Here is a 22,746-nt window from a genome sequence, read left to right on the forward strand (position 1 = left end):
CCGCAAAACGGGGAGAAAGAAGCCTGCGCCTTCACTTCGCCACTACACCCGCTTGATCGTCACATGCGTGGCGAGCGCTGTCGCCACCTGCTCGGTGCACTGGTAACCCAGCTTCAGCATATCCAGCCCGGCAAACAGGCTCTCGCCCCTCCCGAGCAACACCGGCGACACCGCCAGATGCAACTCGTCGATGAGCTTCTCTTGTAGATATTGCCGGATGGTGGAAACGCCGCCGCCGACGCGGACATCCTTGCCGCCGGCCGCAGCCTTTGCTTGTTCGAGCGCGGCGTGGATGCCGCCGGTGACGAAGTGGAAAATGGTGCCGCCTTCCATCACAATGGGGTCGCGCTTGTGATGGGTCAGCACGAAGGTCGGCACATGATAAGGCGGGTTGTCACCCCACCAGCCTTTCCAGCTCTCGTCCGGCCATTGGCCGCGGATAGGGCCGAACATGTTGCGGCCGAGGATCCAGGCGCCGACATTGTCGAAGCTGCGGACGGTGAACCGGTCGTCCACATCGGTGCTGCCGCCATTCTTGCCGACCATCTCCTGGAAGGTGCGGGTGCCGGTCATCCATTTGTGCAAATCTTCGCCGCCAACCCCAAGCGGATTTTTGAGGTCCTGGTCAGGACCGGCGCCGAAACCGTCGAACGACAAGGTGAAGGCATTGACGCGAAGTATGGACATGGAGACTCCCTTCAATAACCAGTTGTAATTTGCAATCAGTATTCAAGCTGATTGCATCTTGCAACTAGTATTTTTAGAGGCAAGCCGATCTGTGGAATGCGCAGGGACCTCAAGCCGCCACGCGCTTCGGCATCACCGCAAACGGGCTGAGCCCAAGCCAGATCTGCATCTTGCCGGCGACGTCGAGATCGCCGGTCAGGCTGATCTTGTCGCGTTCCTTGTGAACTGTCGTCAGCCCCATCCAGATCGAGGTCATGGTGCACAGATCGGTCGAGACGTAGAGATCGACGTCGAAGCCCGGATCGTACCAGCAAAGATCGACCTCGCCCTGCTTTTCGACGATCAGCCACCACGATCGTTTTGACGCCGGCAGGTCATGGTACAGGAATTGTATCACGGTGCGCCCGTCCGGCAGCGGACTGGGGTTCAGATTGCGCCGCATGTCCCACATCAGCAGCGACGGATCGAGGTTTTTGAGCGACAGCCTGGCCTCGACCCATTTCTGGCCCCAGAAGCCCATCGCCTCGACAACCGGGCGCAAATCCCGGCCGGCCTCGGTCAGCCGGTATTCGAACACGCCCTTCTCGGTCGCGATCTCGGTCCGCTCGACGATACCTCCCGCTTCGAGATCCCTAAGCCGTTGCGACAGAAGGGTTGGCGACATTTTCGGCACGCCGCGGCGCAGATCGTTGAAGCGGGTCGATCCCGCCACCAGTTCGCGCAACAGCACCATGGTCCAGCGTGTGCACAACAGCTCCGCCGCCATGGAGAGCGGGCAGAATTGCTTGTATCCGGCTTGTGTCATGTGGTGACCTCCAAAAGATGTTGCCGGACCTTATTCAGAAAACCCGAGATCAGCCAGTACAGAAGCTGTACTGGCACCCCCCGGTACAGTTCGGTGACTGGAGCACTCCGGCACCCCCATGCGAGGCAGCGGTCACGTCACCGGGCAGTCCGGTGCCGATCCATGAGGAGTTGGACAATGACCGCTTACGTGATCGCAGACATCAAGGTGAAGGACGACAAATGGGTGCCGGCCTATGCCGCTTCGGTGCACGACCTCGTGCACAAGCATGGCGGCAAGTATCTCGCCCGCAGCGGCAATGTGAAGACGCTAGAAGGCAATCCGCTCGACACCAGCCTGATCGCCATCATGGCGTTTCCATCGGCAATGGCAGCCGAGGCCTTCACCAACGACCCGCAATACGCCCCGTTTGTGGCGGAGCGCCAGAAGGGCAGCGACAGCCGCTTCCAGCTGATCGACGATACCGATCTCGCTGGAACGATCCCTTATTTGCCGAAGGCGTGAGGAAAAGCCGGAACCCGGTGTATCAGGGTTCCGGCTAACCCTTCAGCATTTGCGCCACTTCCGGCGCGAAGTAAGTCAGGATGCCGTCACAGCCGGCGCGCTTGAAGGCGAGCAGCGATTCCAGCATCGCCTTTTCGCCGTCGATCCAGCCATTGGCGGCCGCCGCCTTGATCATCGAATATTCGCCCGAAACCTGGTAGGCGAAGGTCGGCATCTGGAACTCATCCTTCAGCCGTCGGATAATGTCGAGATAGGGCAGGCCAGGCTTGACCATCAGCATGTCGGCGCCCTCGGCGAGGTCCTGCTCGGCCTCGCGTACCGCTTCGTCGGAATTGGCGTGGTCGAGATAATAGGTCTTCTTGTCGCCCTTGAGCAGGCCGGCAGTGCCCACCGCCTCGCGATAGGGGCCATAGAAGGCGGATGCGAATTTCGTCGCATAGGACATGATCGCCACATCCTGAAAACCATTGGCGTCGAGCGCGTCGCGAATGGCGCCGATGCGGCCGTCCATCATGTCGGACGGCGCGATGATGTCGGCGCCGGCCGCCGCCTGGATGACGGCCGCGGCGGTCACCTGTTCCACCGTCTCGTCATTGACGATGATGCCGTCGCGCAAGATGCCGTCATGGCCGTGCGAGGTGAACGGATCGAGCGCGGCATCGGTGATGATGCCGATCTCCGGCACCGCGTCCTTGATGGCGCGGGTGGCGCGGTTGACGATGTTTTCCGGGTCGAGGATGTGCGATCCCGTCAGGTCGCGCAGGCTGAGTTCAACATTGGGGAAGGTGGCGATCGCCGGAATGCCGAGCTTAGCGGCCCGCTCGGCCTCCTTGACGGCGAGGTCCAGCGACAGGCGGAAGACGCCGGGCATGGCGGCGATCGGCTCGCGCGTGTTCTTGCCGTCGATCACGAAGATCGGCCAGATCAGATCGTTCACCGTAAGCCGGTTTTCCTGCACCAGGCGGCGCGACCAGTCGGCCTTGCGCATGCGCCGCAAGCGGCGGCTGCCGGTGATCTCGTCGACGCTGCGCGCACCGGCGGGCTTTGCCGGTGCGAATTTGTTGCTCGTCGCGGGGGTGAATTTGTTCATCGCAAAAACTCCGGGTCGGGGCGGCTTTTACCACGAGGCCTTGCCGCTGACCAATGCGACACGATTGTGCCAGTCGATAACGCGCGGCTTACGGCTTCGGCGGCCACGCCAGCTCGGGGCCGGTTTTGAAGAACGACACATTGTTGGTGAAGATGCTCTTCGGGGCAAGCCGGATCAGGCGCCCGTCCGGATGGCCGATGTCGGCGACATTGTCGATGAACCAGCGGTTCCAGGTCGCCTCCGGGCCGAGATATTTGTGCAGCAGCCGTTTGAAGCGGTTCGGCGCCATCGGCTCGATGGTGGCGGAGCCGCGCAGGCCGAGATGCAGCAGGATGCCGGCCTCATTGTCGAAATGGACGATCTCCACGGCGCAGCGCGGGTCACGTTCGAGGTGTTTGACAGCACTTGCCCCGGTCGAGCCGAGCAGCCAGATCGCAGCGTCCTCCCAGATGAACCATATCGGCGCGTTGCGCGGCGCGCCGTCAGCGGTCACGGTCGCCAGATTGGCCATCAGCGGGCGGCTGAGAACATCATCCGGGTCGAACTTTTTCGGCATCCCCCAGCCATGGCTCGGCGCTGCGGTTTCAAGCGTCATGCGTTGTCCCTGCATCAGAAGAAAGGCTGTTTTGCCCGGCAATTTTGCGCGCATTTCTGCCGGGGGCAAAGCACGGTCGCGTTGCCTTGCGAAAATCCAAACCGCGCCCGCCGGTTGACGCACCCATGCGCCACCTTTAGCACTTCAGTCCCGCAGGCGCGGGGAGGGATTCTCTGACGATGGATTTTGGCGGCGGCGACGAGATCCGCTTCGAACGGTTGGGCAAGGCAGGCGTCGTCACGCTGACGCGGCCGCAGGCGCTCAATGCGCTGACACATCGCATGATCAAGGCGCTGGACAAGGCGCTCGACGCTTTTGAACGCGATACCGGCGTCGATGTCGTCATCGTCAAGGCCGAGGGCAGGGCGTTTTGCGCCGGCGGCGACATCATGCACGTCTACGAGGCCCGCGCCGTGAAGCCGCCGGTCGGGTTCTTCGCCGACGAATACCGGCTCAACGCCCGCATCAACAGTTACAAAAAGCCCTATGTCGCGCTGATCGACGGGATCGTGATGGGCGGCGGCGTCGGCATCTCGTTCCACGGCTCGCAGCGCGTGCTGACCGAGAACGCCCAGTTCGCCATGCCCGAAGTCGGCATCGGTTTCTTCCCCGATGTCGGCGGCAGCCATCTTCTGCCCGACCTTGGCGGCAGCTTCGGCATGTATCTGGCGCTGACCGGCAACCGCATTCGCTATGGCGATGCGCTGTGGTCTGGCCTGGCCACCCACACCATCAAGGCCGCTGACCAGGCTGCCTTTCTTGACCGGCTCTGCGCCAATGGCGATCCGGAATCGGTGCTGCGCGGCTTTTTCGTGCCGGCCAGGCGCGAGACCGGCCAGCCGGTGCTGGAAGCCATTGCCCGGCATTTTTCCCAACCCTCGCTCGCCGAAATCCTCGATAGCCTGGAGCGGGCGGCCGGCGCCGACGAGTTTGCCGCCAAGACGCTGGCCACCATCCGCACCCGCTCGCCCACCAGCCTCAATGTCGCCTGGCGCCAGATCAGCGCCGGGCTGACGCTGTCGATGGAGGCCTGCATGAAGATGGAGTTCCGCATCCTCAACCGCATGCTGGCCGGGCACGACTTCTATGAAGGCATCCGCGCCGTCCTCGTCGACAAGGGTTCGACGCCGCAGTGGCGGCCGGCAAGCCTGGCCGAGGTCGACGCTGCTTCGGTGGACGCCTATTTCGCGCCGCTCGAACGGGAGCTCGAACTGTGAGCGAGGTCACGTCGCGGCGCATCGTGCTGCAGCCCTCGGGCGTCGAGATCATCTTCGCCTGGTTCCAGCGCGTCATTGCGGGCTATTGCCTGCTGTTCGGCATCCTGTACTGGATCCGGCTGATCGGTTTTTATCCCGGCCCGCTGTGGCGCTTCGACCTGATGCCGGTGCACTGGCAGGTTGTGGCGGTGATGCTGGCCGTGTTCTTCCCCTTCGCCGCCGCCGGCCTCTGGATGCTGGCGTCGTGGGGCCCGGTGATCTGGTTCATCTGTGCTGTCACAGAGACCATCATGTATGCCGGCTTCCCCGATCTGTACGGCCACCGGCCGCTGATCGTCTTGTCGCATGCCGCGGTCGCGCTGCTCTACATCGCCTTCCGCGTCGTTATCTGGATGCGCAAGCGCCCTGCGCGCCCCTGAAACGCCGCCCCGCAGCCATTGGCTAAATCTTTAGGTTAATTATCCTTGCTCGGGTGACCGTTCGTTAAGCGTCTTGCGAAACCTATTACCGGTAAGCTCTTGTTAGCCCTAGCGTTTAAGTCGAATTTTATGAGTATTCGATAGTGTCGCAATCAAGGTGAAAAACAAAAAATCACCAGGGCGACAAACGAGAGGCAAAGACAATGATCAATTCGCGTCCGGCGGCGAAGACCGCCAACGTATCCGACGATCGCCGCGAGGCTATCCGTTCGCTTTACATGGAATCGCTTCAGCTGGTGGAGCGTTTGCATCGCCGTCTGCTTGACGTGATCAAGGACGAGTTCGACCGCAACGGCCGTTCCGACATCAATGCCATCCAGGCGCTGCTTCTGTTCAATATCGGCAATTCCGAACTGACCGCCGGCGAGCTGCGCTCGCGTGGCTACTATCTCGGCTCGAACGTCTCCTACAATCTGAAGAAGCTGGTCGATCTCGGCTTCATCAACCACCAGCGCTCGCGCATCGACCGCCGTTCGGTCCGCGTTTCGCTGACGCCGAAGGGCAATGAAGTGGCGGAAGTCGTCGCCGGTCTCTATGAGCGCCATGTCGGCTCGATCGAACAGGTCGGCGGCATCAACAGCGAAGAGTTCAAGCAGATGAACCGCGCGCTGCAGCGCCTCGACCGCTTCTGGAACGACACCATCGCCTACCGGATGTAATCAGCGGGCCATTGAATAGCAGCTGCGCCGGAAGAAGCGCGGCCGGAGGAAAGTCTCAGCCAACAGGCCGGTGCCGAAAAGCACCGGCCTTTTCTTTTCGGGCCGCCGGCGTTCCAAATTCGGCGCAAAGCCACGTTGCCGCCATATTCGCGGTGGAAGCGAGGGGTGTGGGTATGCGGCGGCGAAAGCTGTTCGCGCGCCTGTAAGGTCGCATCGCCGTCCGGTTTTTACGGCCAGGTGACGCAGGTCATGGTTGGCTAATTCTTAACAATGCCAACTTTAAAGTGCGGGCGATATCGCCCAAAATCGAGCACGTAGCCGAACGCTGCAACAGCCAAACGCTACAAGCCAACACGACAAGAATGTCTGGAACGTCCATGAGAACCAGCCGCCGCTTTTTCCTTTCCGGAGCTTCAGCGCTCGCCGTTGCCATGGTTGCCAATGCCGCCAGCGCGCAGGATGTCATCGACGACATCCTGAAGTCTTCGAACCGTGGCAATTGGGACGACCAGTTCGACGCCCGCGCCTCCGAAGGCGGCAAGGTCGCCTCGACGCTGCCGATCTTCAGCCTACAGACGGTCGCCTTCACCGAACAGGCTGTGGCGCAGTATCAGAACATCGTCGCCCAGGGCGGCTGGGGCGAGGTGCCGGCGACAAAGAAGCTGCAGCTTGGCGTCGACGATCCGGACGTGGTGCCGCTGCGCAAGCGGCTGATGGTTTCGGGCGACCTGGCGCAGAGCGCCGGCATTTCGACGTCGTTCGATTCCTATGTCGACGCCGCGGTCAAGCGCTTCCAGGCGCGCCATGGCCTGCCGGCCGACGGCGCCATGGGCAAATACACCTATGCCGCGATGAACGTTTCGGCGCAGATCCGCCTCGGTCAGCTGCAGACCAATCTGGAGCGCCTGCGCGAAAAGGCCGGCACGCTGGGCAGCCGTTATGTGCTGGTCGATATCCCGGCGGCACAGATCGAGGCGGTCGAAAACGATCGCGTCGTGCTGCGCCACACCGCAATCGTCGGCAAGATCGACCGCCAGACCCCGGTGGTCAATTCCAAGATCAACGAGATCATCGTCAATCCTTACTGGAACGCGCCGGTCTCGATCGTGCGCAAGGACATCATTCCGCTGATGCGGAAGAACCCCGACTATCTCAAGGACAGCCACATCCGCCTGTTTGCGCCGGATGGCAGCGAAGTCGATCCGATGACTGTCGACTGGTCGACGGACGATGCCGCAAAATACCGCTTCCGCCAGGATCCGGGCTCCGGCAACGCCATGGCTTCGGTCAAGATCAACTTCCCCAGCCCCGACGGCGTCTACATGCACGACACGCCGCAGCAGAGCCTGTTCGGCAAGATGATGCGCTTCGATTCCTCGGGCTGCGTGCGTGTCCAGAACGTGCGCGACCTCGTCACATGGATCCTGCGCGACACACCCGGCTGGGACCGCCAGCATTTCGAGGCGACCATCAAGACCGGCGAGAACACGCCGGTGCAGGTCGTCAACCCGGTCCCGGTCCACTTCCTCTATGTGTCGGCCTGGTCGACGGGTTCGGGAGTCGTGCAGTTCCGCGACGACGTCTACGCGCTCGATGGCGCCAGCGAACTGCAGATCACCTCTTCGCTTTAAGCGGCTGATCTCAGTCAGGAAAGGCCACCGCAAGTGGCCTTTCCGTTCGAAGTCCCACGAGGCGGGGCTGGTGGCGCCGGCCATGCGCCAGGCTTGCCGCCGCCGAAAACATCGTCGCCGGCTACCGGCGCCCGATCGCCACTTCGGACGAGGCCGACGACGCCCGGGCAGAGGCCCGCGAAGCCGGGCGGCTGGAGCTCGAAATGCGGCCTGCCGGCATCGAGGCCGAGCGCATCGCCGTGCGCGACATGTTAAGCAGCGGCGCGATCAACGACCATACGGCGCGGGCGCTGTTTACCGAGATCACGCTCACCGAAGCCTTGCTGCAGGGGCGGCAGGAGCGAAAATAGCGGTACAGGGCCGCTCTGGCGCAATCCGGCCAGCAAATTTCGCGCTGCAAACGTGGCGAGGCGAAAACAACTGTGTTAATGGCGCGGCAATGCATGTCGCCCGGAACCGTGCAGCGGTTTCGGGGCAACGATATGCATAGATAAATGCCCCGAACCGAAGGATTTCAGGCCATGGCAACTGCAGCGGCAGCGTCGAACAAGTTCGAATCCTTCTTCGAAACCACGCTGGAAGATGCCGATCCGGAGATCTTCGGCTCGATCCGCAACGAGCTTGGCCGCCAGCGTCACGAGATCGAGCTGATCGCCTCGGAAAACATCGTTTCGCGCGCCGTGCTCGAGGCGCAGGGCTCGATCATGACCAACAAATACGCCGAGGGTTATCCGGGCAAGCGCTATTATGGCGGCTGCCAGTTCGTCGACGTCGCCGAGGAACTCGCCATCGAGCGCGCCAAAAAGCTGTTCGGCTGCAACTTCGCCAATGTCCAGCCGAATTCCGGCAGCCAGATGAACCAGGCGGTCTTCCTGGCGCTCTTGCAGCCCGGCGACACCTTCATGGGCCTCGACCTGAATTCCGGCGGCCACCTGACGCACGGCTCGCCCGTCAACATGAGCGGCAAATGGTTCAAGGTCGTTTCCTACGGCGTGCGCAAGGACGACCATCTGCTCGACATGGACGCGATCGAAAAGACCGCGCATGAGACCAAGCCGAAGCTGATCCTGGCCGGCGGCACCGCCTATTCGCGCATCTGGGACTGGAAGCGCTTTCGCGAGATCGCCGATGCGGTCGGCGCCTATCTGATGGTCGACATGGCCCATATCGCCGGCCTGGTTGCCGGCGGCGTGCATCCGTCACCGCTGCCGCACGCCCATGTCGTGACCACGACCACGCACAAATCGTTGCGCGGCCCGCGCGGCGGCATGATCCTGTGCAATGACGAGGACATCGCCAAGAAGATGAACTCGGCGGTTTTCCCCGGCCTGCAGGGCGGGCCGCTGATGCATGTCATCGCCGCCAAGGCGGTCGCCTTCGGCGAGGCGCTGAAGCCGAGCTTCAAACTCTATGCCGAGAGTGTCGCCGCCAACGCGAAGGCGCTGGCGTCGAGCCTCAAGGAAACCGGCCTCGACATCGTCTCCGGCGGCACAGACAACCATCTGATGCTGGTCGATCTCAGGCCCAAGAACGCCACCGGCAAGCGCGCCGAGGCAGCGCTCGGGCGCGCCAACATCACCTGCAACAAGAACGGCATCCCGTTCGATCCGGAAAAGCCTTTCGTCACCTCTGGCGTGCGTCTGGGCACGCCGGCCGGCACCACGCGCGGCTTCGGCCAGGCCGAGTTCCGCGAGATCGGCAAGCTGATCGCCGAAGTGCTGGACGGGCTGAAGGTCGCCAATTCCGACGAAGGCAATGCGGCGGTCGAGGCGGCGGTGAAGGCAAAGGTCGTGGCGCTGACCGATCGTTTCCCGCTCTATCCCTATCTCGGTTGACCACCAGCGGCGCTTCGTCTTTTATCCCGCGCTCTGCGCCGCTTGCTGTCCGGGCGGCGCGGCCTGTTGGAGATCTGACGATGCGCATGTTCCATCCTGCCGTTCTGGCCTTTCTCGGCTCGCTTGCCGCTGTCGCCGTGTCGGGCGCGATCGCCCAGGAGCAGACGCAGCCGGGCACGGATATCCCGGGCACCAACACCTTTCGCAGGTGGACCACCATCATTGATGCGCTCGACACCGGCCAGGATTCGCACAAGACCTGTGCGGCCTCCACGGCCTTTCTCGACGGCAACGGCAATGCCGGCACGCTGACGCTTTCGATCTCGACTGGCGACGCCCTGCCGCCCGATGCCTATCCGGCGATCATGTTCACGATCGCCAACAAGGACCTGCCGACCGGCAAGAAGATCGCCGCGACCTTTGGCGACCCCGGCGTCAAGGTTTCCGCGACCGTCTATTCCAATGATGCCGGCCGCCCGAGCTGGACCGTCGACAACCAGGTCAAGACCAGTCTCGCTTTGCTGCGGGCCATGCGCCAGGTCATCTCGCTCGATGTGACGTTCGGCAAGCAGGCTGTCGCCAGCATCCCGATGGATGGCTTCACCAAGGCCTACCGCAACCTCGGAACGTCCTGCGGCTTCCCGACCAAGGACGTCGCGCCCTGACCTATCTGGCGCGGCTGGCAATTTTCCTCCCGCCTCGCTATCTCTGAGGGCGCGAGCGGCCGTTGCCGAACCTTTGCCGTCCCGGCAAAAACCTCTAAGCCTATCGTTCCGCCAGAATCGCCAACCTGAAGGCTCTCCATGCGCTGTCCCTATTGCCAGTCCGAAGATACGCAGGTGAAGGATTCGCGCCCCGCCGAGGATGGCGCGGCGATCCGCCGGCGGCGCGTCTGTCCCGATTGCGGTGGCCGTTTCACCACCTTCGAGCGCGTCCAGTTGCGCGACCTCGTGGTGGTGAAGAAGTCCGGCAGAAAGGTGCCGTTCGACCGCGACAAGCTCTTGCGTTCGGTGGAGATCGCGGTGCGCAAGCGCAATGTCGATCCCGAGCGCATCGACCGCGCCGTCACCGGCATCGTGCGCCAGCTCGAAAGCTCCGGCGAGACTGAAATCGCCTCGGGCGAGGTCGGCCGGCTCGTCATGGAAGCGCTGAAGTCGCTCGACGACGTCGCCTATGTCCGCTTCGCCTCTGTCTATCGCAATTTCCGCGAGGCCAAGGATTTCCATGATGTGCTGGGTGAGCTCAAAGGTGACGAACTCAAAGGCGACGAGCTGAAGAGCGAAGAGGACGCCGGCTGAGCATGGCAAGCCAAACGTCAGGGAAGGCCGATCAGCAGGCCCTCGATCGCCGCTTCATGGCCGCAGCGCTGAGGCTCTCGCGCAGAAATGCCGGCCGCACGTCGACCAACCCTTCCGTCGGCACCATCATCGTTCGCGACGATGGCGCCGGGCCGACGATCGTCGGCACCGGCGTCACCGCCGTCGGCGGCCGGCCGCATGCCGAGACCGAGGCGTTGGCTGAAGCCGGCGAGTTGGCGCGCGGCGCCACGGCCTATGTCACGCTGGAGCCCTGCGCCCACCATGGCCGCACCCCGCCTTGCGCCAACGCGCTGGTCAATGCCGGAGTGGCGCGGGTCGTCGGCGCCGCCAGCGATCCCGATCCGCGCGTCTCCGGCAAGGGCTATGCCATCCTGCGCGCCGCCGGCATCGAAGTGGTCGAAAAGGTGCTGGTTGAGGAAGCCGCCGAGCAGATGGCCGGCTATTTGATTCGATCCCTGAAAAAGCGTCCGGAAGTGACTCTGAAGCTTGCGCTTTCCAGCGACGGCAAGATCGGCAGGCATGGCGCCGGCCAGGTCGCGATCACCGGCGATGTCGCCCGCCGCGAAGTCTATCTGATGCGCGCCGAAGCCGATGGCATCCTGGTCGGCATCGGCACGGCGCTGGAGGATGATCCGGCGCTCACCGTGCGGCTGCCGGGGCTGGAGAACCGCTCGCCGGCGCGCATCGTGCTCGACCGCCAGATCAGGCTGCCCGAAGCCTCGAAGCTGGTCTCCGGCATCGACCGGGTGCCGCTCTATATCGCCGCGAGTCTGGAGGCCGACCCGCTGCGGCGGTCGGTGCTGGAGCGTGCCGGTGTGCGCTTCATCGGCACCGAAACCCATGAAGGCGGCATTGCCTTGCCGGAACTGCTCGAGGATCTCGGCGCGCTCGGCATGGCCAGCGTTCTGGTCGAAGGCGGCGCCAAGGTGGCCAGCGCCTTCCTCGCCGAGGGATTGGTCGACCGCATCGTGCTGTTCCAGGGACCGGAAGCGATCGGCGAGGGCGGCATTGCATCGCCCATCGACGCCAACCATATCCCGGCAGGCTTCCGCAAATTGCGCGAGATGCGCTTCGGGGAAGATGTCTATGCGGAATGGATAAGGGACCTCTAGGGATCAGCATCGATGTTTACCGGAATTGTCACGGATATCGGCACCGTCGCGGCCGTCAAGCCGCTGAGCGAAGGTGTCGGCCTGCGCATCGACACTGCCTATGATCCCGCGACCATCGCCATTGGCGCCTCGATCTCTTGCGGCGGCGTCTGCCTGACGGTCACGGCTTTGCCCGACGATGGCTCGAACGCCCGCTGGTTCGAGGTCGAAGCCTGGGAAGAGGCACTGAGGTTGACCGCGGCGTCGGGCTGGAAATCAGGCACCAGGGTCAATCTGGAGCGGGCGCTGAAGATCGGCGACGAGCTCGGCGGCCACATCGTCTCCGGCCATGTCGATGGCATGGCCGAAATCGTCGAACGCAAGGACGAGGGCGATGCGGTGCGCTTTACGCTGGAGGCGCCGCGCGAACTGGCGAGATTCATCGCGCCAAAAGGCTCGGTCGCACTTGATGGCACCTCGCTTACCGTCAACAAGGTCGAGGGCACCCGTTTCGACGTGCTTTTGATCCATCATTCGCTGACCGTGACCACTTGGGGCGAGCGCAAGGTCGGCGACAAGGTCAACCTCGAGATCGACACCATGGCCCGCTACGCCGCGCGCCTAGTCGAGGCGGCGAAAGAGGGGCTTTGATGGCCGCAAGACTCACAATCGAACAGAAAAAGCGGCTTACGCGCGAAGCAATGGCCGATGTAGACGGGGGTCGTGTAGTGGATCACGAAGCTGTTCTCGTCTGGGCTGAAAGCCTCTGCAGCGAGTGCCCGCTGCCGACGCCCAGCCCAAAGACGCGCTAGGCCAGGCTTCGCCTCCAGCAATCTTCCGCTTGCGATCAAACCGGCTTCGGCCTAAGTCACCGGCTACCCCCGGAGACATTTATGGCTGGCACATCCCAACACGGCAAAGCGTTCATTCGCCCGAAGAAGAAGGCCCACCTTCTGATCATCGAGGCGCGCTTTCATGACGATCTTGCCGACGCGCTGCTCGACGGCGCGACGAGCGCGCTCGACGAAGCTAGCGCGACCTATGACGTCGTCACCGTTCCCGGTTCGCTGGAAATTCCAGCCGTGATCACTTTTGCGCTCGACGGCATGGGCGAGGGCGGCAAGGACTATGATGGTTTTGTCGCGCTCGGCACCATCATCCGCGGCGACACTTATCATTTCGACATCGTCGCCAATGAATCGAGTCGCGCGCTGATGGATCTCTCGGTCCAGGAAGCGATTGCGATCGGCAACGGCATCCTGACCACCGAGAACGACGCGCAGGCCTGGACGCGCGCCAAGCGCTCGGAGGGTGACAAGGGCGGCTTTGCCGCGCGCGCGGCGCTGACCATGATCGCGCTCAAAGAGAAGCTGGGAGCGCAATCGTGAGCGAACCCGCTTCGCCCGGCCAGCCCGCGATACGCCACGCCAACAAGCGTGGCGCCGCCCGTCTGGCCGCCGTGCAGGCGCTTTACCAGATGGACGTGGCCGGCAGCGGCGTCTTCGAGATCACCGCCGAATACGAGGCGTTCCGGCTCGGCAAGGAAGTCGACGGCGCGCTTTATCGCGAGGCCGACGCGCAGTGGTTCCGCGCCATCCTGGCCGGCGTCGTCGAGAACCAGACGACCATCGATCCGATCATACGCCAGGCGCTGACGGAAGACTGGCCGCTGTCCAGACTCGATTCGACGTTGCGCGCCATCCTGCGCGCTGGCGTCTACGAACTGATGAAGCGCGACGACGTGCCGGTGGCCGTCATCGTTTCGGAATATGTCGACATCGCCAAGGCCTTCTACGAGGAAGACGAGCCGAAGCTGACCAACGCCGTGCTCGACCGTGTGTCGCGCCGGGTGCGGGGCGAGGGGCGCGGCAAGGACGCATTGTGACCGGCACCGTCGCCGGCGCAGCACGGGACGCGCGCCGCACGGCGATCATCCTGGCGACGTCGCAGGCGATTATCGGTTCGGCCGCGCCGATTGCCATTTCCATGGGCGGGCTGGCCGGGCAATATCTGCTTGGCCCCGATAAGTCGCTGGCAACGGCGCCAATCACCGGCTTCAACATCGGCGTGGCGCTCGGCGCGTTGCCGGCCGCGGCCATCATCCGTTGGCTCGGCCAGCGCGGCGGTTTCATGACCGGCACCATCGTCACCGCGCTTGGCGGCGTCATCTCCACGTTGGCTCTGTTCCACGCCAGCTTCTGGCTGTTCGCTTTCGCGCTGCTGGTGATCGGCGTCGGCGGCGCCTTCGTCCAGCAGTTCCGCTTCGCCGCCGCCGATAATGCTCCGCCCGAATTCAAGGCGCGCGCCATTTCCTTCGTGCTGGCCGGCGGCGTCATCACCGCGATTCTCGGGCCGCAGATCGTCATCTTCACCCGCGAATTGCTGGCGCCGGTGATGTTTGCCGGCTCGTTCGTGGCCATTCCGGTTCTGGCGGCGGCCGGCGCCATCATCCTGTCATTCCTGCGCATCCCGGCCAAGGCTCCCGGCCACGCGCAAGTCGCGTCAAGCGACGCCCGGCCGCTGTCCGAGATCGTCACCCGGCCGCGTTTCGTCGCGGCACTGTTTTGCGCCGTCGGCAGCTATGCGCTGATGAGTTTCGTCATGACCGGCGCGCCGCTGGCCATGGTCGGCTGCGGCCTGTCGACGGACGACGCCACGCTCGGCATTTCCTGGCATGTGATGGCGATGTTTGCGCCGAGCTTCTTCACCGGATCGCTGATCCATCGCTTCAGCGCCGAACGCATCGTCGCAACCGGCCTGGTCCTGCTCGTCGGCTGCGCCGCGGTGGCATTGTCCGGCCTGCATTTGTGGCAGTTCTGGACGGCGCTGATCCTGCTTGGCCTCGGCTGGAATTTTGCCTTTATCGGCGCCACCTCCATGGTCGCCGACAGCTACCATCCGTCCGAAAAGAGCAAGGTGCAGGGCTTCCACGACTTCGTCCTGTTCGGCTCCGTCGCCTTCGCCTCGCTAATGTCGGGCGCCATCTACAATGCGTGGGGCTGGGAGATGCTGAACTGGCTGGTTTTCCCGGTCGTCGCCCTCTGCTTCGTCGCCCTTGGCGCGCTCAAACTGACCGGATCACGCAAAGCCCGCGCCTGATCCGGTTCTATCTTTGGCTTGGCACGACCTGTCAGCATGGCGTCGGCCGAAATCGCGGCGACCGCACAAAATTATTGCGTCTGTACCCATTGTTATGAAACCGTGTGCCCCGACGGGGCGTTGGAGCCATGCTCATATGCGGCCACCGCATTTCGGTCCAAAGCAAGGGGTTTTCACAATGTTTTCAGTCAAGATTCTGGCCGGGGCGGCGTTGGCGCTCGGCATCACGGCCGCCTCCGCCAATGCCCAGGTGGTCGTCTCCTCGAAGATCGACACCGAGGGCGGCGTGCTCGGCAACATCATCCAGCTTGTGCTCAACGCCAACAACATCAAGACCACCGACCGCATCCAGCTCGGCGGCACGCCGGTCGTACGCAAGGCGATCACTGCCGGCGAGATCGACATCTATCCCGAGTACACCGGCAATGCCGCTTTCTTCTTCGAGAAGGCCGACGATCCGGTCTGGAAGGATGCCGCCAAGGCCTATGAGACCGCCAAGAAGCTCGACTATGATGCCAACAAGATCGTCTGGCTGTCGCCGTCACCGGCCAACAACACCTGGGCGATCGCGCTGCGCAAGGAGGTTGCCGAGACCAACAAGCTGGCGACCCTGACCGACTTCGGCAAATACGTCGCCGGCGGCGGCACGGTGGTTTTGGCGGCGTCGGCTGAGTTCGTCAATTCGGCGGCAGCCCTGCCGGCGTTCCAGACCACTTACGGCTTCACGCTGAAGCCGGAGCAGTTGATCACGCTTTCGGGCGGCGACACCGCCGCGACAATCGGTGCTGCCGCCAACCAGACCAACGGCGCCAACGCCGCCATGGTCTACGGCACCGACGGCGGCATCGCGCCGTCCGGCCTGGTCGTGCTCGCCGACGACAAGGGCGTGCAGCCGGTCTACCAGCCGGCGCCGATCATCCGCGAAGCGGTGCTGAAAGAGCATCCGGAGATCGAGACGCTGTTGAAGCCGGTGTTCGCCAAGCTCGACCTCGTCACGCTGCAGGAACTCAACGGCCGCGTCCAGGTCGGCGGCGAGCCGGTCAAGGGTGTCGCCGAGGACTTTTTGAAGAAGAACGGGTTTTTGAAGTAGTCAGCGCATAGCTGATCGTGACGCTGGTGCGAGACACCCCTCTCTGGAAGCTGCTGATCTCCTCCCTTGCGGGGGAGATGTCCGGCAGGATAGAGGGGGGTGCTGTCCCGCCGACCTCACAACCGGTAGCAGGTGCGTGCCTCGACAGGGTTGCTTCCGAACAGGCCGACGCTCGAAAGCTGACGATCCTTCACACCCCCCTCTGGCCTGCCGGCCATCTCCCCCGCAAGGGGGGAGATCGGATTTCGCCGATCACCAGCGTAGTCTGCGCAACGTGGAAAATCGCTCCTCATGAGGGGCATCCATGACCCTGCGTTTCGACAAGCTCGGCGTGGTTATCGCGGCGATCGTTGCCTATGCGGCGTTTCTGGCCCCGTTCGCCACCTTCCGCGCCAATCGTATCGTTCCCGGTCAGGCGCGCTCGACCCTGGACGCGCTGCCGGCCACAGTCGGGCCGCTGCTGCTGGCGATCATCGTCGTGGCCGCAATTGTTGCCTTGCTGAAGACCCCGCTTGTCCTGCGCCTGGCCGCAAGCGTCGTGGCGCTCGCCGCCCTTGCCATCCTGATCGGTGTCGCCGGCACCTTCCTGACGCCGGCCGGCAACACCTTCGCCCGCATCTCGCCGGCTTCCGGGTTCTGGCTGTTGATCTTTGCCTTCACATTGTTGCTCGCCGACGTGCTGACCAGGCTCAACCTGTCGCCACCTGCCCGCATCGGCGTGCTCGTCCTCGCGGCGCTGGCCATCGGCTTGTTGCTGATATCGGGGCAGTGGGACAGCCTGTCGATCCTCAAGGAATATGCAAACCGCGCCGATAGTTTCTGGGCCGAAGGCTCCAAGCACATCACACTGGCGCTGGGGTCGCTGGCGGCGGCGGTGATCGTCGGCCTGCCGCTCGGCATCCTGTGCCACCGCGTCGAACGGTTGCGGGCCGGCGTGCTCAATGTGCTCAACATCGTCCAGACCATACCCTCGATCGCGCTGTTCGGCCTGCTGATCGCGCCGCTGGGCTGGGTCGCCGCGCATGTTCCGGGTGCCGCAGCGCTCGGTATCAGAGGCATCGGCACCGCGCCCGCCTTCGTGGCTTTGTTCCTCTATTCGCTGCTGCCGGTGGTGGCCAACACCGTGGTCGGGCTTGCCGGCGTACCCCGCGCGGCCAATGATGCAGCGCGCGGCATGGGCATGACCGATGGCCAGCGCCTGTTCGGCGTCGAGTTTCCGTTGGCCTTTCCGGTGATCCTCACCGGCATCCGCATCGTGCTGGTGCAGAACATCGGCCTGGCCACCATCGCCGCACTCATCGGCGGCGGCGGCTTCGGTGTGTTTGTGTTTCAGGGCGTTGGCCAGACGGCGATGGACCTGGTGCTGCTGGGCGCCGTGCCGACGGTGGCGCTGGCTTTTGCCGCGGCCATCATCCTCGACGCAGTAATCGAAATGACCGCCACCAGGCGCAGGGTTGAAACGGCATGATCGAGATCGAAGGCATTACCAAGCGCTATGACGCGACGACCGTGGTCAACGACGTGTCCATGGTCGTCGAGCCGCGCACGGTTTGCGTCATTGTCGGTACCTCCGGTTCCGGCAAGACGACGCTGCTGCGAATGATCAACCGGCTGGTCGAGCCGACCGCCGGCGTCATCAAGCTCGACGGCAACGACAACCGCACGCTGCCCGGCTACGAGCTGCGCCGCAGCATCGGCTACGCTATCCAGGGCCACGGCCTGTTCCCGCACCACACCGTTGCGCAGAACATCGCCACCGTGCCGGTCCTGCTGGGCTGGGACAAGGACCGCATCAAGGCCCGCGTCGATGAGTTGATGACACTCTACCAGCTCGACCCCGAGGCCTATGGCCCGCGCTACCCGCACGAACTGTCCGGCGGGCAACAGCAGCGTGTCGGCGTCGCCCGCGCGCTCGCCGCCGAGCCCAATGTGCTTCTGATGGACGAACCGTTCGGCGCACTCGACCCGATCATCCGCACCAAGGCGCAGGAGGACCTGCTGGCAATCCAGAAGCGCTTCGGCACCACCATCATCCTCGTTACCCACGACATGGAGGAGGCGGTCCACATGGGCGACAAGATCGCCGTCATGGATGCCGGAAAGCTGGTGCAATACGCCAAGCCGGAAGAGATCCTGGCGCGGCCCGCGAACGCCTTCGTCGAAACCCTGGTCGGCGCCAGCGAAAAGCCGTTCCGGCTCTTGTCGCTCGGCCGCGTGCGCGACGCCGTGGAAAAGGGGACTGCCGAAGGCGAGGCGATCCCAGGCGACGCCAGCCAGCGCGACGCGCTGGCCGAGCTTCTGTGGTCGGGCCGGCCGGCGCTGCCGGTCAAGGGCGAAGACGGCAAGCTGCTCGGCCGCGTCACCGTCGACGGGCTGGTGAAGCGCGCGGCGAGGCCGGCATGAAAGGGGCCGGTCTAAAAGCCTGGCTGCCTTCGCTGCTCAGGCTTGCCCTGGTGGTGCTTCTCATAGCCTTCGTCACCAATCCCGGCTGGTTCGAGCCGCTGTTGAAGCCGCTGACCGAAAACAATGCGCCGGCGATCTACAATCAGGGCAGCCTGCTGACGCTCACGCTGCTGCATCTCAGGACCGTGCTGATCGCCACCGTCGCCGCCACCATCGTTGCGGTCGCACTCGCCACCCTGGTCACCAGGCCGGCGGGCGCCGAGTTCCTGCCGCTGTCGCGCAGCCTGGTCAATATCGGCCAGACCTTTCCGCCGGTGGCGGTGCTGGCGCTGGCGGTACCCGCCGTCGGTTTCGGCGAGAAGCCGACGCTAATTGCGCTGTTCCTCTACGGCCTGCTGCCGATCTTCGAGAACGCGCTGACCGGCCTCACAACGCTGCCGGGCAACATCATGGAGGCCGCGCGCGGCGCCGGCATGACGGGCTGGCAAAGACTGGTCAAGGTCGAATTGCCGCTGAGCGCGCCAATCATTCTGGGCGGAATAAGGCTGTCGGTGGTGATCAGCCTGGCCACGGCGACGATCGGCTCGACGGTTGCCGCCAAGACGCTGGGCGAGGTGATCATCGCCGGCCTGCTGTCCAACAATCTCGCCTTCGTCCTGCAAGGCGGCCTGATCGTCGCTGCCCTTGCGGTGCTGATCTATGACGGCCTGTCGGCGATCGAACGCTACACGGCGCGCAAGATGGGGCAGGAGACTGGCGACTGACCTTCGCTGGACTGCGGGCAAAGCATTGACTGACGCAGCGTCATTCAACCGATCTAATAGCAAGGCATCGGCCACGGGAATGTTCTGGCCTAAACCTTTTGGCTGAAAGCAGGGTAAAAACCGAACAATATCTTGACGTTCCGAGCCCTGTTTCGCATACACCGCTGCGAAGGACGGATTCCGCCTAGGCTTATCCGCTCCCCGCACCAACGGCCCAGGGAGGGGTTCTTTTGGGCCATCAATCGAGGAAAATTCGGCAATGACCATCATTTCTGCCGTCATCGCCTGCGGCTTGCTTTCAATCCTTTACGCCATCTGGGCGACACGATCGGTTCTTGCAGCCGATCAGGGCAACGCACGCATGCAGGAAATCTCCGCCGCCATCCGCGAAGGCGCGCAAGCCTATCTGGCGCGCCAGTACACCACCATCGCCATCGTCGGCGTGGTCGTGCTCGTGCTCGCCTGGTGGCTGCTCTCGATCACCGCCGCAGTCGGCTTCCTGATCGGCGCCGTGCTCTCGGGCGCCGCCGGTTTCATCGGCATGCACGTCTCGGTGCGCGCCAATGTGCGCACCGCGCAGGCGGCGTCCAACAGCCTCGCCGCCGGTCTCGACATCGCCTTCAAGTCGGGCGCCATCACCGGTATGCTGGTGGCTGGCCTGGCGCTGCTCGGCGTGTCGATTTACTACTATATTCTGACCGGCCCGATGGGCCTGCAGCCCAACGACCGCATCGTCATCGATGCGCTGGTTTCGCTCGGCTTCGGCGCATCGCTGATCTCGATCTTCGCCCGTCTGGGCGGCGGCATCTTCACCAAGGGCGCCGACGTCGGCGGCGATCTCGTGGGCAAGGTCGAAGCCGGTATTCCCGAAGACGATCCGCGCAACCCGGCCACCATCGCCGACAATGTCGGCGATAATGTCGGTGATTGTGCCGGCATGGCCGCCGACCTCTTCGAGACCTATGCGGTGACCGTCGTCGCCACCATGGTGCTGGCTGCCATCTTCTTCGGCGGAACCGCCGCTCTGGGTGCGGCGATGCTCTATCCGCTCGCCATCTGCGGCGCCTGTATCCTGACCTCGATCGTCGGCACCTTCTTCGTCAAGCTCGGTTCCAACGGCTCGATCATGGGCGCCCTCTACAAAGGCCTGATCGTCACCGGCCTGCTGTCGATCGTCGGTCTCGGTGTCGCTACCTCGGCAACCGTCGGCTGGGGCGAGGTCGGCACCGTCGCCGGCATGACCATCATCGGCAAGAACCTGTTCATCTGCGGCCTGATCGGTCTCGTTGTGACCGGTCTTATCGTGGTGATCACCGAATACTATACCGGCACCAACAAGCGCCCGGTGAACTCCATCGCCCAGGCCTCGGTGACCGGTCACGGCACCAACGTCATCCAGGGACTTGCGGTGTCGCTCGAATCGACCGCACTGCCGGCAATCGTCATCGTCGGCGGCATCATCTCGACCTACCAGCTCGCCGGCCTGTTCGGCACGGCGATCGCGGTCACCACCATGCTCGGCCTTGCCGGCATGATCGTCGCCCTCGACGCCTTCGGCCCGGTCACCGACAATGCCGGCGGCATTGCCGAAATGGCCGGCCTGCCCAAGGAAGTGCGCCACTCCACCGACGCGCTCGACGCGGTCGGCAACACCACCAAGGCGGTGACCAAGGGCTATGCCATCGGTTCGGCCGGTCTTGGCGCGCTGGTGCTGTTTGCGGCCTATTCGAACGATTTGAAGTTCTTTGCCGCCAATGGCGACAAATATCCATACTTCCAGGGCATGGGCGATGTCTCCTTCGACCTCTCCAATCCCTATGTTGTCGCCGGCCTGATCTTTGGCGGCCTGATCCCGTACCTGTTCGGCGGCATCGCCATGACGTCGGTCGGCCGCGCGGCGGGCGCCATCGTCGAGGAGGTGCGCAAGCAGTTCCGCGAGGACCCGGGCATCATGGCCGGCACCTCCAAGCCGAACTATGCCCGCGCCGTCGACCTTCTGACCAAGGCGGCGATCCGCGAAATGATCATCCCCTCGCTGCTGCCGGTGCTGGCGCCGCTCGTCGTCTATTTCGGCGTGCAGCTGATCTCGGGCTCCAAGGCGTCCGCCTTTGCGGCACTCGGCGCCTCGTTGCTCGGCGTCATCGTCAACGGCCTGTTCGTCGCCATCTCGATGACTTCGGGCGGCGGCGCCTGGGACAATGCCAAGAAGTCGTTCGAGGACGGTTTTGTCGACAAGGACGGCGTCAAGCACCTCAAGGGCTCCGAAGCGCACAAGGCTTCGGTCACCGGCGACACGGTTGGCGATCCCTACAAGGACACCGCCGGCCCGGCGGTCAACCCGGCAATCAAGATCACCAACATCGTGGCGCTTCTGCTGCTGGCCGTGCTCGCGCACGGCTAAGGCAACGCCACTGCTTCAGGAACAAACCCGCGGGAGCGATCCCGCGGGTTTTTGTTTGAGATTTACGCTGGTGGCAGTCAACCCTCATCCGGCTCGGTGCCGGCATCGCCGCGCTTGCTGTAGCGATCGAGCAATTCGCTCACGCCAGGTTCGCGCTCAGGCATCGGCGCCAGGCCACGCAGGCGCCGCAGCTTGGCAAGGAAGGCGCCTCGCTTATACTTGCGGCGGAAGGCGCGGGCGCGGGGATGGATGCCAAGAGCCGCCATCAGCCTGCGCCTGAGATAACTCGATGCCGCCAGGCGAATGGGTTCGCCCGCGCAGCCAAGGATTTTCACGCGCAAGGCGTCCGGCGTCTGCATGGCGTCCAGAAGATCCTTCTGTTCCTGCGCATTGTCGCCGAGATAGGAACCCTTGCGTATGCCGGAATGCAGCTTGATCACCGTGAGGTGCGGCATCGTCGCGATCACCGCGCCCTTTCGCCATGCCCGAAACAGCCAGTCCTGCGAGCTTTCGCAAAAGCACTGGCTGGCGGGTCGCCAAGGTCCGAGCAGGCTGAACGAAGCGCGGCGAAACATGTGTGCTGAGCCAAATCCTTCCGTCGTGACGGGGTCGTAAAAACCATCCTTGCCGATCCCGAAGATCGAATTCACAGGATTGCCGGCCGCCGACGGCGGCTGGATGACGGCACCGCGCGCCAGCACCACGTCGGCGCCCGAGGCGTCGATCCAGCCGGTCATCGCCGCCAAATGGTCGGGAAACCACAGATCGTCGTGGTTGAGCAAGGCGACGAAGCGGCCACGCGCCCTGGCAAAGCCGATATTGTTGGGACCGGACTGTTCGCCGAAATTGACAGGAAGATCGATGTAGACGATGCGGGCATCGTCAAATTCAGCGACAACGGCCGCCGTATCCGGCCTGCAATCGTCGCCGATGACCAAGGCTTCCCAGCCTTGCAACGTCTGGCGCATGACGCTGGTCAATGCCTGCCGCAGTGCTGCCGGCCGGTTGTGCGTCGCGATCACGATCGAGACCAGCGGTTCGCCGCCGGCCTGATTGCGCTGCGCCGATGCTTCCACG

General features: G+C 63.8%; 25 protein-coding genes. 20 read left to right on the plus strand and 5 right to left on the minus strand.

The features are described from left to right. Positions 1-42: 42 nt before the first annotated feature. Both NKJ78_RS01615 and NKJ78_RS01620 read right to left on the minus strand, forming a co-directional pair. On the minus strand, positions 43-687 hold the full coding sequence (locus tag NKJ78_RS01615; protein ID WP_352460111.1) for a dihydrofolate reductase family protein: 645 nt from the start codon (positions 685-687) through the stop codon (positions 43-45). Positions 688-796: 109 nt separating this feature from the next. Beyond that, on the minus strand, positions 797-1,492 hold the full coding sequence (locus NKJ78_RS01620; protein ID WP_023697455.1) for a winged helix-turn-helix transcriptional regulator: 696 nt from the start codon (positions 1,490-1,492) through the stop codon (positions 797-799). Between the two features lie 177 nt (positions 1,493-1,669). On the opposite strand from NKJ78_RS01620, the gene NKJ78_RS01625 reads away from it, so the two are divergent. Next, entirely contained in the window at positions 1,670-1,996 is a 327-nt protein-coding gene (locus tag NKJ78_RS01625) for a DUF1330 domain-containing protein (RefSeq protein WP_352460112.1), read from the plus strand. A gap of 34 nt (positions 1,997-2,030) precedes the next feature. Here NKJ78_RS01625 and hemB read toward each other — a convergent pair whose 3' ends face one another. Together hemB and NKJ78_RS01635 are read right to left on the minus strand one after the other, a co-directional pair. Continuing rightward, entirely contained in the window at positions 2,031-3,086 is a 1,056-nt protein-coding gene (gene hemB / locus NKJ78_RS01630) for a porphobilinogen synthase (RefSeq protein WP_352460113.1), read from the minus strand. Positions 3,087-3,174: 88 nt separating this feature from the next. Further along, the gene (locus tag NKJ78_RS01635; protein ID WP_352460114.1) at positions 3,175-3,681 is read right to left on the minus strand and encodes a pyridoxamine 5'-phosphate oxidase family protein; all 507 of its coding nucleotides are present in this window, start codon (positions 3,679-3,681) and stop codon (positions 3,175-3,177) included. Positions 3,682-3,860: 179 nt separating this feature from the next. Between NKJ78_RS01635 and NKJ78_RS01640 the strand changes: the two genes are divergently transcribed. The 19 genes from NKJ78_RS01640 to NKJ78_RS01725 all read left to right on the plus strand — a co-directional run bounded on the left by NKJ78_RS01640 (position 3,861) and on the right by NKJ78_RS01725 (position 21,669). Next, positions 3,861-4,898, plus strand: a complete 1,038-nt coding sequence (locus tag NKJ78_RS01640; protein WP_352460115.1) for an enoyl-CoA hydratase/isomerase family protein — start codon at positions 3,861-3,863, stop codon at positions 4,896-4,898. Beyond that, positions 4,895-5,317, plus strand: a complete 423-nt coding sequence (locus NKJ78_RS01645; protein ID WP_023705073.1) for a DUF6163 family protein — start codon at positions 4,895-4,897, stop codon at positions 5,315-5,317. Before NKJ78_RS01640 ends, NKJ78_RS01645 begins: the two co-directional genes overlap by 4 nt. A gap of 203 nt (positions 5,318-5,520) precedes the next feature. Next, on the plus strand, positions 5,521-6,036 hold the full coding sequence (ldtR, locus tag NKJ78_RS01650) for a transcriptional regulator LdtR (RefSeq protein ID WP_023672997.1): 516 nt from the start codon (positions 5,521-5,523) through the stop codon (positions 6,034-6,036). Positions 6,037-6,413: 377 nt separating this feature from the next. Beyond that, positions 6,414-7,667 carry a L,D-transpeptidase family protein gene (locus NKJ78_RS01655; protein WP_023693255.1) on the plus strand — a complete coding sequence of 418 codons (1,254 nt, stop codon included), beginning with the start codon at positions 6,414-6,416 and terminating at the stop codon, positions 7,665-7,667. A 203-nt stretch (positions 7,668-7,870) separates the two neighbouring features. Then, entirely contained in the window at positions 7,871-8,017 is a 147-nt protein-coding gene (locus NKJ78_RS01660) for a hypothetical protein (protein WP_023705070.1), read from the plus strand. Positions 8,018-8,188: 171 nt separating this feature from the next. Then, complete coding sequence (gene glyA / locus NKJ78_RS01665) at positions 8,189-9,502, plus strand: serine hydroxymethyltransferase (protein ID WP_023669349.1); 1,314 nt, start codon at positions 8,189-8,191, stop codon at positions 9,500-9,502. 80 nt (positions 9,503-9,582) lie between these two features. Further along, positions 9,583-10,167: a hypothetical protein gene (locus NKJ78_RS01670; RefSeq protein ID WP_023819340.1), complete on the plus strand. Its 585-nt coding sequence runs from the start codon at positions 9,583-9,585 to the stop codon at positions 10,165-10,167. A 138-nt stretch (positions 10,168-10,305) separates the two neighbouring features. Further along, positions 10,306-10,800 (plus strand): transcriptional regulator NrdR, encoded by a 495-nt coding sequence (gene nrdR / locus NKJ78_RS01675; protein WP_023669351.1) that lies wholly within the window; start codon positions 10,306-10,308, stop codon positions 10,798-10,800. Positions 10,801-10,802: 2 nt separating this feature from the next. Further along, the gene (gene ribD, locus NKJ78_RS01680) at positions 10,803-11,933 is read left to right on the plus strand and encodes a bifunctional diaminohydroxyphosphoribosylaminopyrimidine deaminase/5-amino-6-(5-phosphoribosylamino)uracil reductase RibD (protein WP_352460116.1); all 1,131 of its coding nucleotides are present in this window, start codon (positions 10,803-10,805) and stop codon (positions 11,931-11,933) included. A gap of 12 nt (positions 11,934-11,945) precedes the next feature. Continuing rightward, on the plus strand, positions 11,946-12,563 hold the full coding sequence (locus tag NKJ78_RS01685) for a riboflavin synthase (RefSeq protein WP_023739308.1): 618 nt from the start codon (positions 11,946-11,948) through the stop codon (positions 12,561-12,563). A gap of 50 nt (positions 12,564-12,613) precedes the next feature. After that, positions 12,614-12,724, plus strand: coding sequence for a hypothetical protein (locus NKJ78_RS30775; RefSeq protein ID WP_488492023.1), 111 nt, complete (start codon positions 12,614-12,616; stop codon positions 12,722-12,724). A gap of 81 nt (positions 12,725-12,805) precedes the next feature. Beyond that, positions 12,806-13,300: a 6,7-dimethyl-8-ribityllumazine synthase gene (ribH, locus tag NKJ78_RS01690; RefSeq protein ID WP_023682391.1), complete on the plus strand. Its 495-nt coding sequence runs from the start codon at positions 12,806-12,808 to the stop codon at positions 13,298-13,300. Next, a complete protein-coding gene (nusB, locus tag NKJ78_RS01695) occupies positions 13,297-13,797 on the plus strand; it encodes a transcription antitermination factor NusB (RefSeq protein WP_023682390.1) in 501 nt (166 codons plus the stop codon). The genes ribH and nusB overlap by 4 nt, the downstream gene beginning before the upstream one ends. Continuing rightward, entirely contained in the window at positions 13,794-15,011 is a 1,218-nt protein-coding gene (locus tag NKJ78_RS01700; protein WP_023739310.1) for an MFS transporter, read from the plus strand. The genes nusB and NKJ78_RS01700 overlap by 4 nt, the downstream gene beginning before the upstream one ends. Positions 15,012-15,189: 178 nt before the next feature. Continuing rightward, positions 15,190-16,101, plus strand: coding sequence for a glycine betaine ABC transporter substrate-binding protein OsmF (gene osmF / locus NKJ78_RS01705; RefSeq protein WP_023689505.1), 912 nt, complete (start codon positions 15,190-15,192; stop codon positions 16,099-16,101). 304 nt (positions 16,102-16,405) lie between these two features. Continuing rightward, a complete protein-coding gene (locus tag NKJ78_RS01710; RefSeq protein WP_023739311.1) occupies positions 16,406-17,569 on the plus strand; it encodes an ABC transporter permease in 1,164 nt (387 codons plus the stop codon). Continuing rightward, positions 17,566-18,504 carry an ABC transporter ATP-binding protein gene (locus tag NKJ78_RS01715; protein ID WP_023739312.1) on the plus strand — a complete coding sequence of 313 codons (939 nt, stop codon included), beginning with the start codon at positions 17,566-17,568 and terminating at the stop codon, positions 18,502-18,504. The genes NKJ78_RS01710 and NKJ78_RS01715 overlap by 4 nt, the downstream gene beginning before the upstream one ends. Further along, a complete protein-coding gene (locus NKJ78_RS01720) occupies positions 18,501-19,268 on the plus strand; it encodes an ABC transporter permease (protein WP_023739313.1) in 768 nt (255 codons plus the stop codon). Before NKJ78_RS01715 ends, NKJ78_RS01720 begins: the two co-directional genes overlap by 4 nt. A 259-nt stretch (positions 19,269-19,527) precedes the next feature. After that, on the plus strand, positions 19,528-21,669 hold the full coding sequence (locus NKJ78_RS01725) for a sodium-translocating pyrophosphatase (RefSeq protein ID WP_352460117.1): 2,142 nt from the start codon (positions 19,528-19,530) through the stop codon (positions 21,667-21,669). A 77-nt stretch (positions 21,670-21,746) separates the two neighbouring features. Here the strand turns inward: NKJ78_RS01725 and NKJ78_RS01730 are convergent, their stop codons facing one another. Beyond that, positions 21,747-22,745, minus strand: coding sequence for a glycosyltransferase family 2 protein (locus tag NKJ78_RS01730; protein WP_023739314.1), 999 nt, complete (start codon positions 22,743-22,745; stop codon positions 21,747-21,749). Position 22,746 lies beyond the last annotated feature (1 nt).

This window comes from Mesorhizobium sp. M0037, from assembly GCF_040323635.1.
Lineage (GTDB): Bacteria > Pseudomonadota > Alphaproteobacteria > Rhizobiales > Rhizobiaceae > Mesorhizobium.

Bases quoted from the DNA above. Each gene is read 5' to 3' on its own strand.
- NKJ78_RS01615 (WP_352460111.1), bottom strand. From the start codon at position 687: ATGTCCATACTTCGCGTCAATGCCTTCACCTTGTCGTTCGACGGTTTC.
- NKJ78_RS01620 (WP_023697455.1), bottom strand. From the start codon at position 1,492: ATGACACAAGCCGGATACAAGCAATTCTGCCCGCTCTCCATGGCGGCG.
- NKJ78_RS01625 (WP_352460112.1), top strand. From the start codon at position 1,670: ATGACCGCTTACGTGATCGCAGACATCAAGGTGAAGGACGACAAATGG.
- hemB (WP_352460113.1), bottom strand. From the start codon at position 3,086: ATGAACAAATTCACCCCCGCGACGAGCAACAAATTCGCACCGGCAAAG.
- NKJ78_RS01635 (WP_352460114.1), bottom strand. From the start codon at position 3,681: ATGACGCTTGAAACCGCAGCGCCGAGCCATGGCTGGGGGATGCCGAAA.
- NKJ78_RS01640 (WP_352460115.1), top strand. From the start codon at position 3,861: ATGGATTTTGGCGGCGGCGACGAGATCCGCTTCGAACGGTTGGGCAAG.
- ldtR (WP_023672997.1), top strand. From the start codon at position 5,521: ATGATCAATTCGCGTCCGGCGGCGAAGACCGCCAACGTATCCGACGAT.
- NKJ78_RS01655 (WP_023693255.1), top strand. From the start codon at position 6,414: ATGAGAACCAGCCGCCGCTTTTTCCTTTCCGGAGCTTCAGCGCTCGCC.
- NKJ78_RS01660 (WP_023705070.1), top strand. From the start codon at position 7,871: ATGCGGCCTGCCGGCATCGAGGCCGAGCGCATCGCCGTGCGCGACATG.
- glyA (WP_023669349.1), top strand. From the start codon at position 8,189: ATGGCAACTGCAGCGGCAGCGTCGAACAAGTTCGAATCCTTCTTCGAA.
- NKJ78_RS01670 (WP_023819340.1), top strand. From the start codon at position 9,583: ATGCGCATGTTCCATCCTGCCGTTCTGGCCTTTCTCGGCTCGCTTGCC.
- nrdR (WP_023669351.1), top strand. From the start codon at position 10,306: ATGCGCTGTCCCTATTGCCAGTCCGAAGATACGCAGGTGAAGGATTCG.
- ribD (WP_352460116.1), top strand. From the start codon at position 10,803: ATGGCAAGCCAAACGTCAGGGAAGGCCGATCAGCAGGCCCTCGATCGC.
- NKJ78_RS01685 (WP_023739308.1), top strand. From the start codon at position 11,946: ATGTTTACCGGAATTGTCACGGATATCGGCACCGTCGCGGCCGTCAAG.
- NKJ78_RS30775 (WP_488492023.1), top strand. From the start codon at position 12,614: ATGGCCGATGTAGACGGGGGTCGTGTAGTGGATCACGAAGCTGTTCTC.
- ribH (WP_023682391.1), top strand. From the start codon at position 12,806: ATGGCTGGCACATCCCAACACGGCAAAGCGTTCATTCGCCCGAAGAAG.
- osmF (WP_023689505.1), top strand. From the start codon at position 15,190: ATGTTTTCAGTCAAGATTCTGGCCGGGGCGGCGTTGGCGCTCGGCATC.
- NKJ78_RS01710 (WP_023739311.1), top strand. From the start codon at position 16,406: ATGACCCTGCGTTTCGACAAGCTCGGCGTGGTTATCGCGGCGATCGTT.
- NKJ78_RS01715 (WP_023739312.1), top strand. From the start codon at position 17,566: ATGATCGAGATCGAAGGCATTACCAAGCGCTATGACGCGACGACCGTG.
- NKJ78_RS01720 (WP_023739313.1), top strand. From the start codon at position 18,501: ATGAAAGGGGCCGGTCTAAAAGCCTGGCTGCCTTCGCTGCTCAGGCTT.
- NKJ78_RS01725 (WP_352460117.1), top strand. From the start codon at position 19,528: ATGACCATCATTTCTGCCGTCATCGCCTGCGGCTTGCTTTCAATCCTT.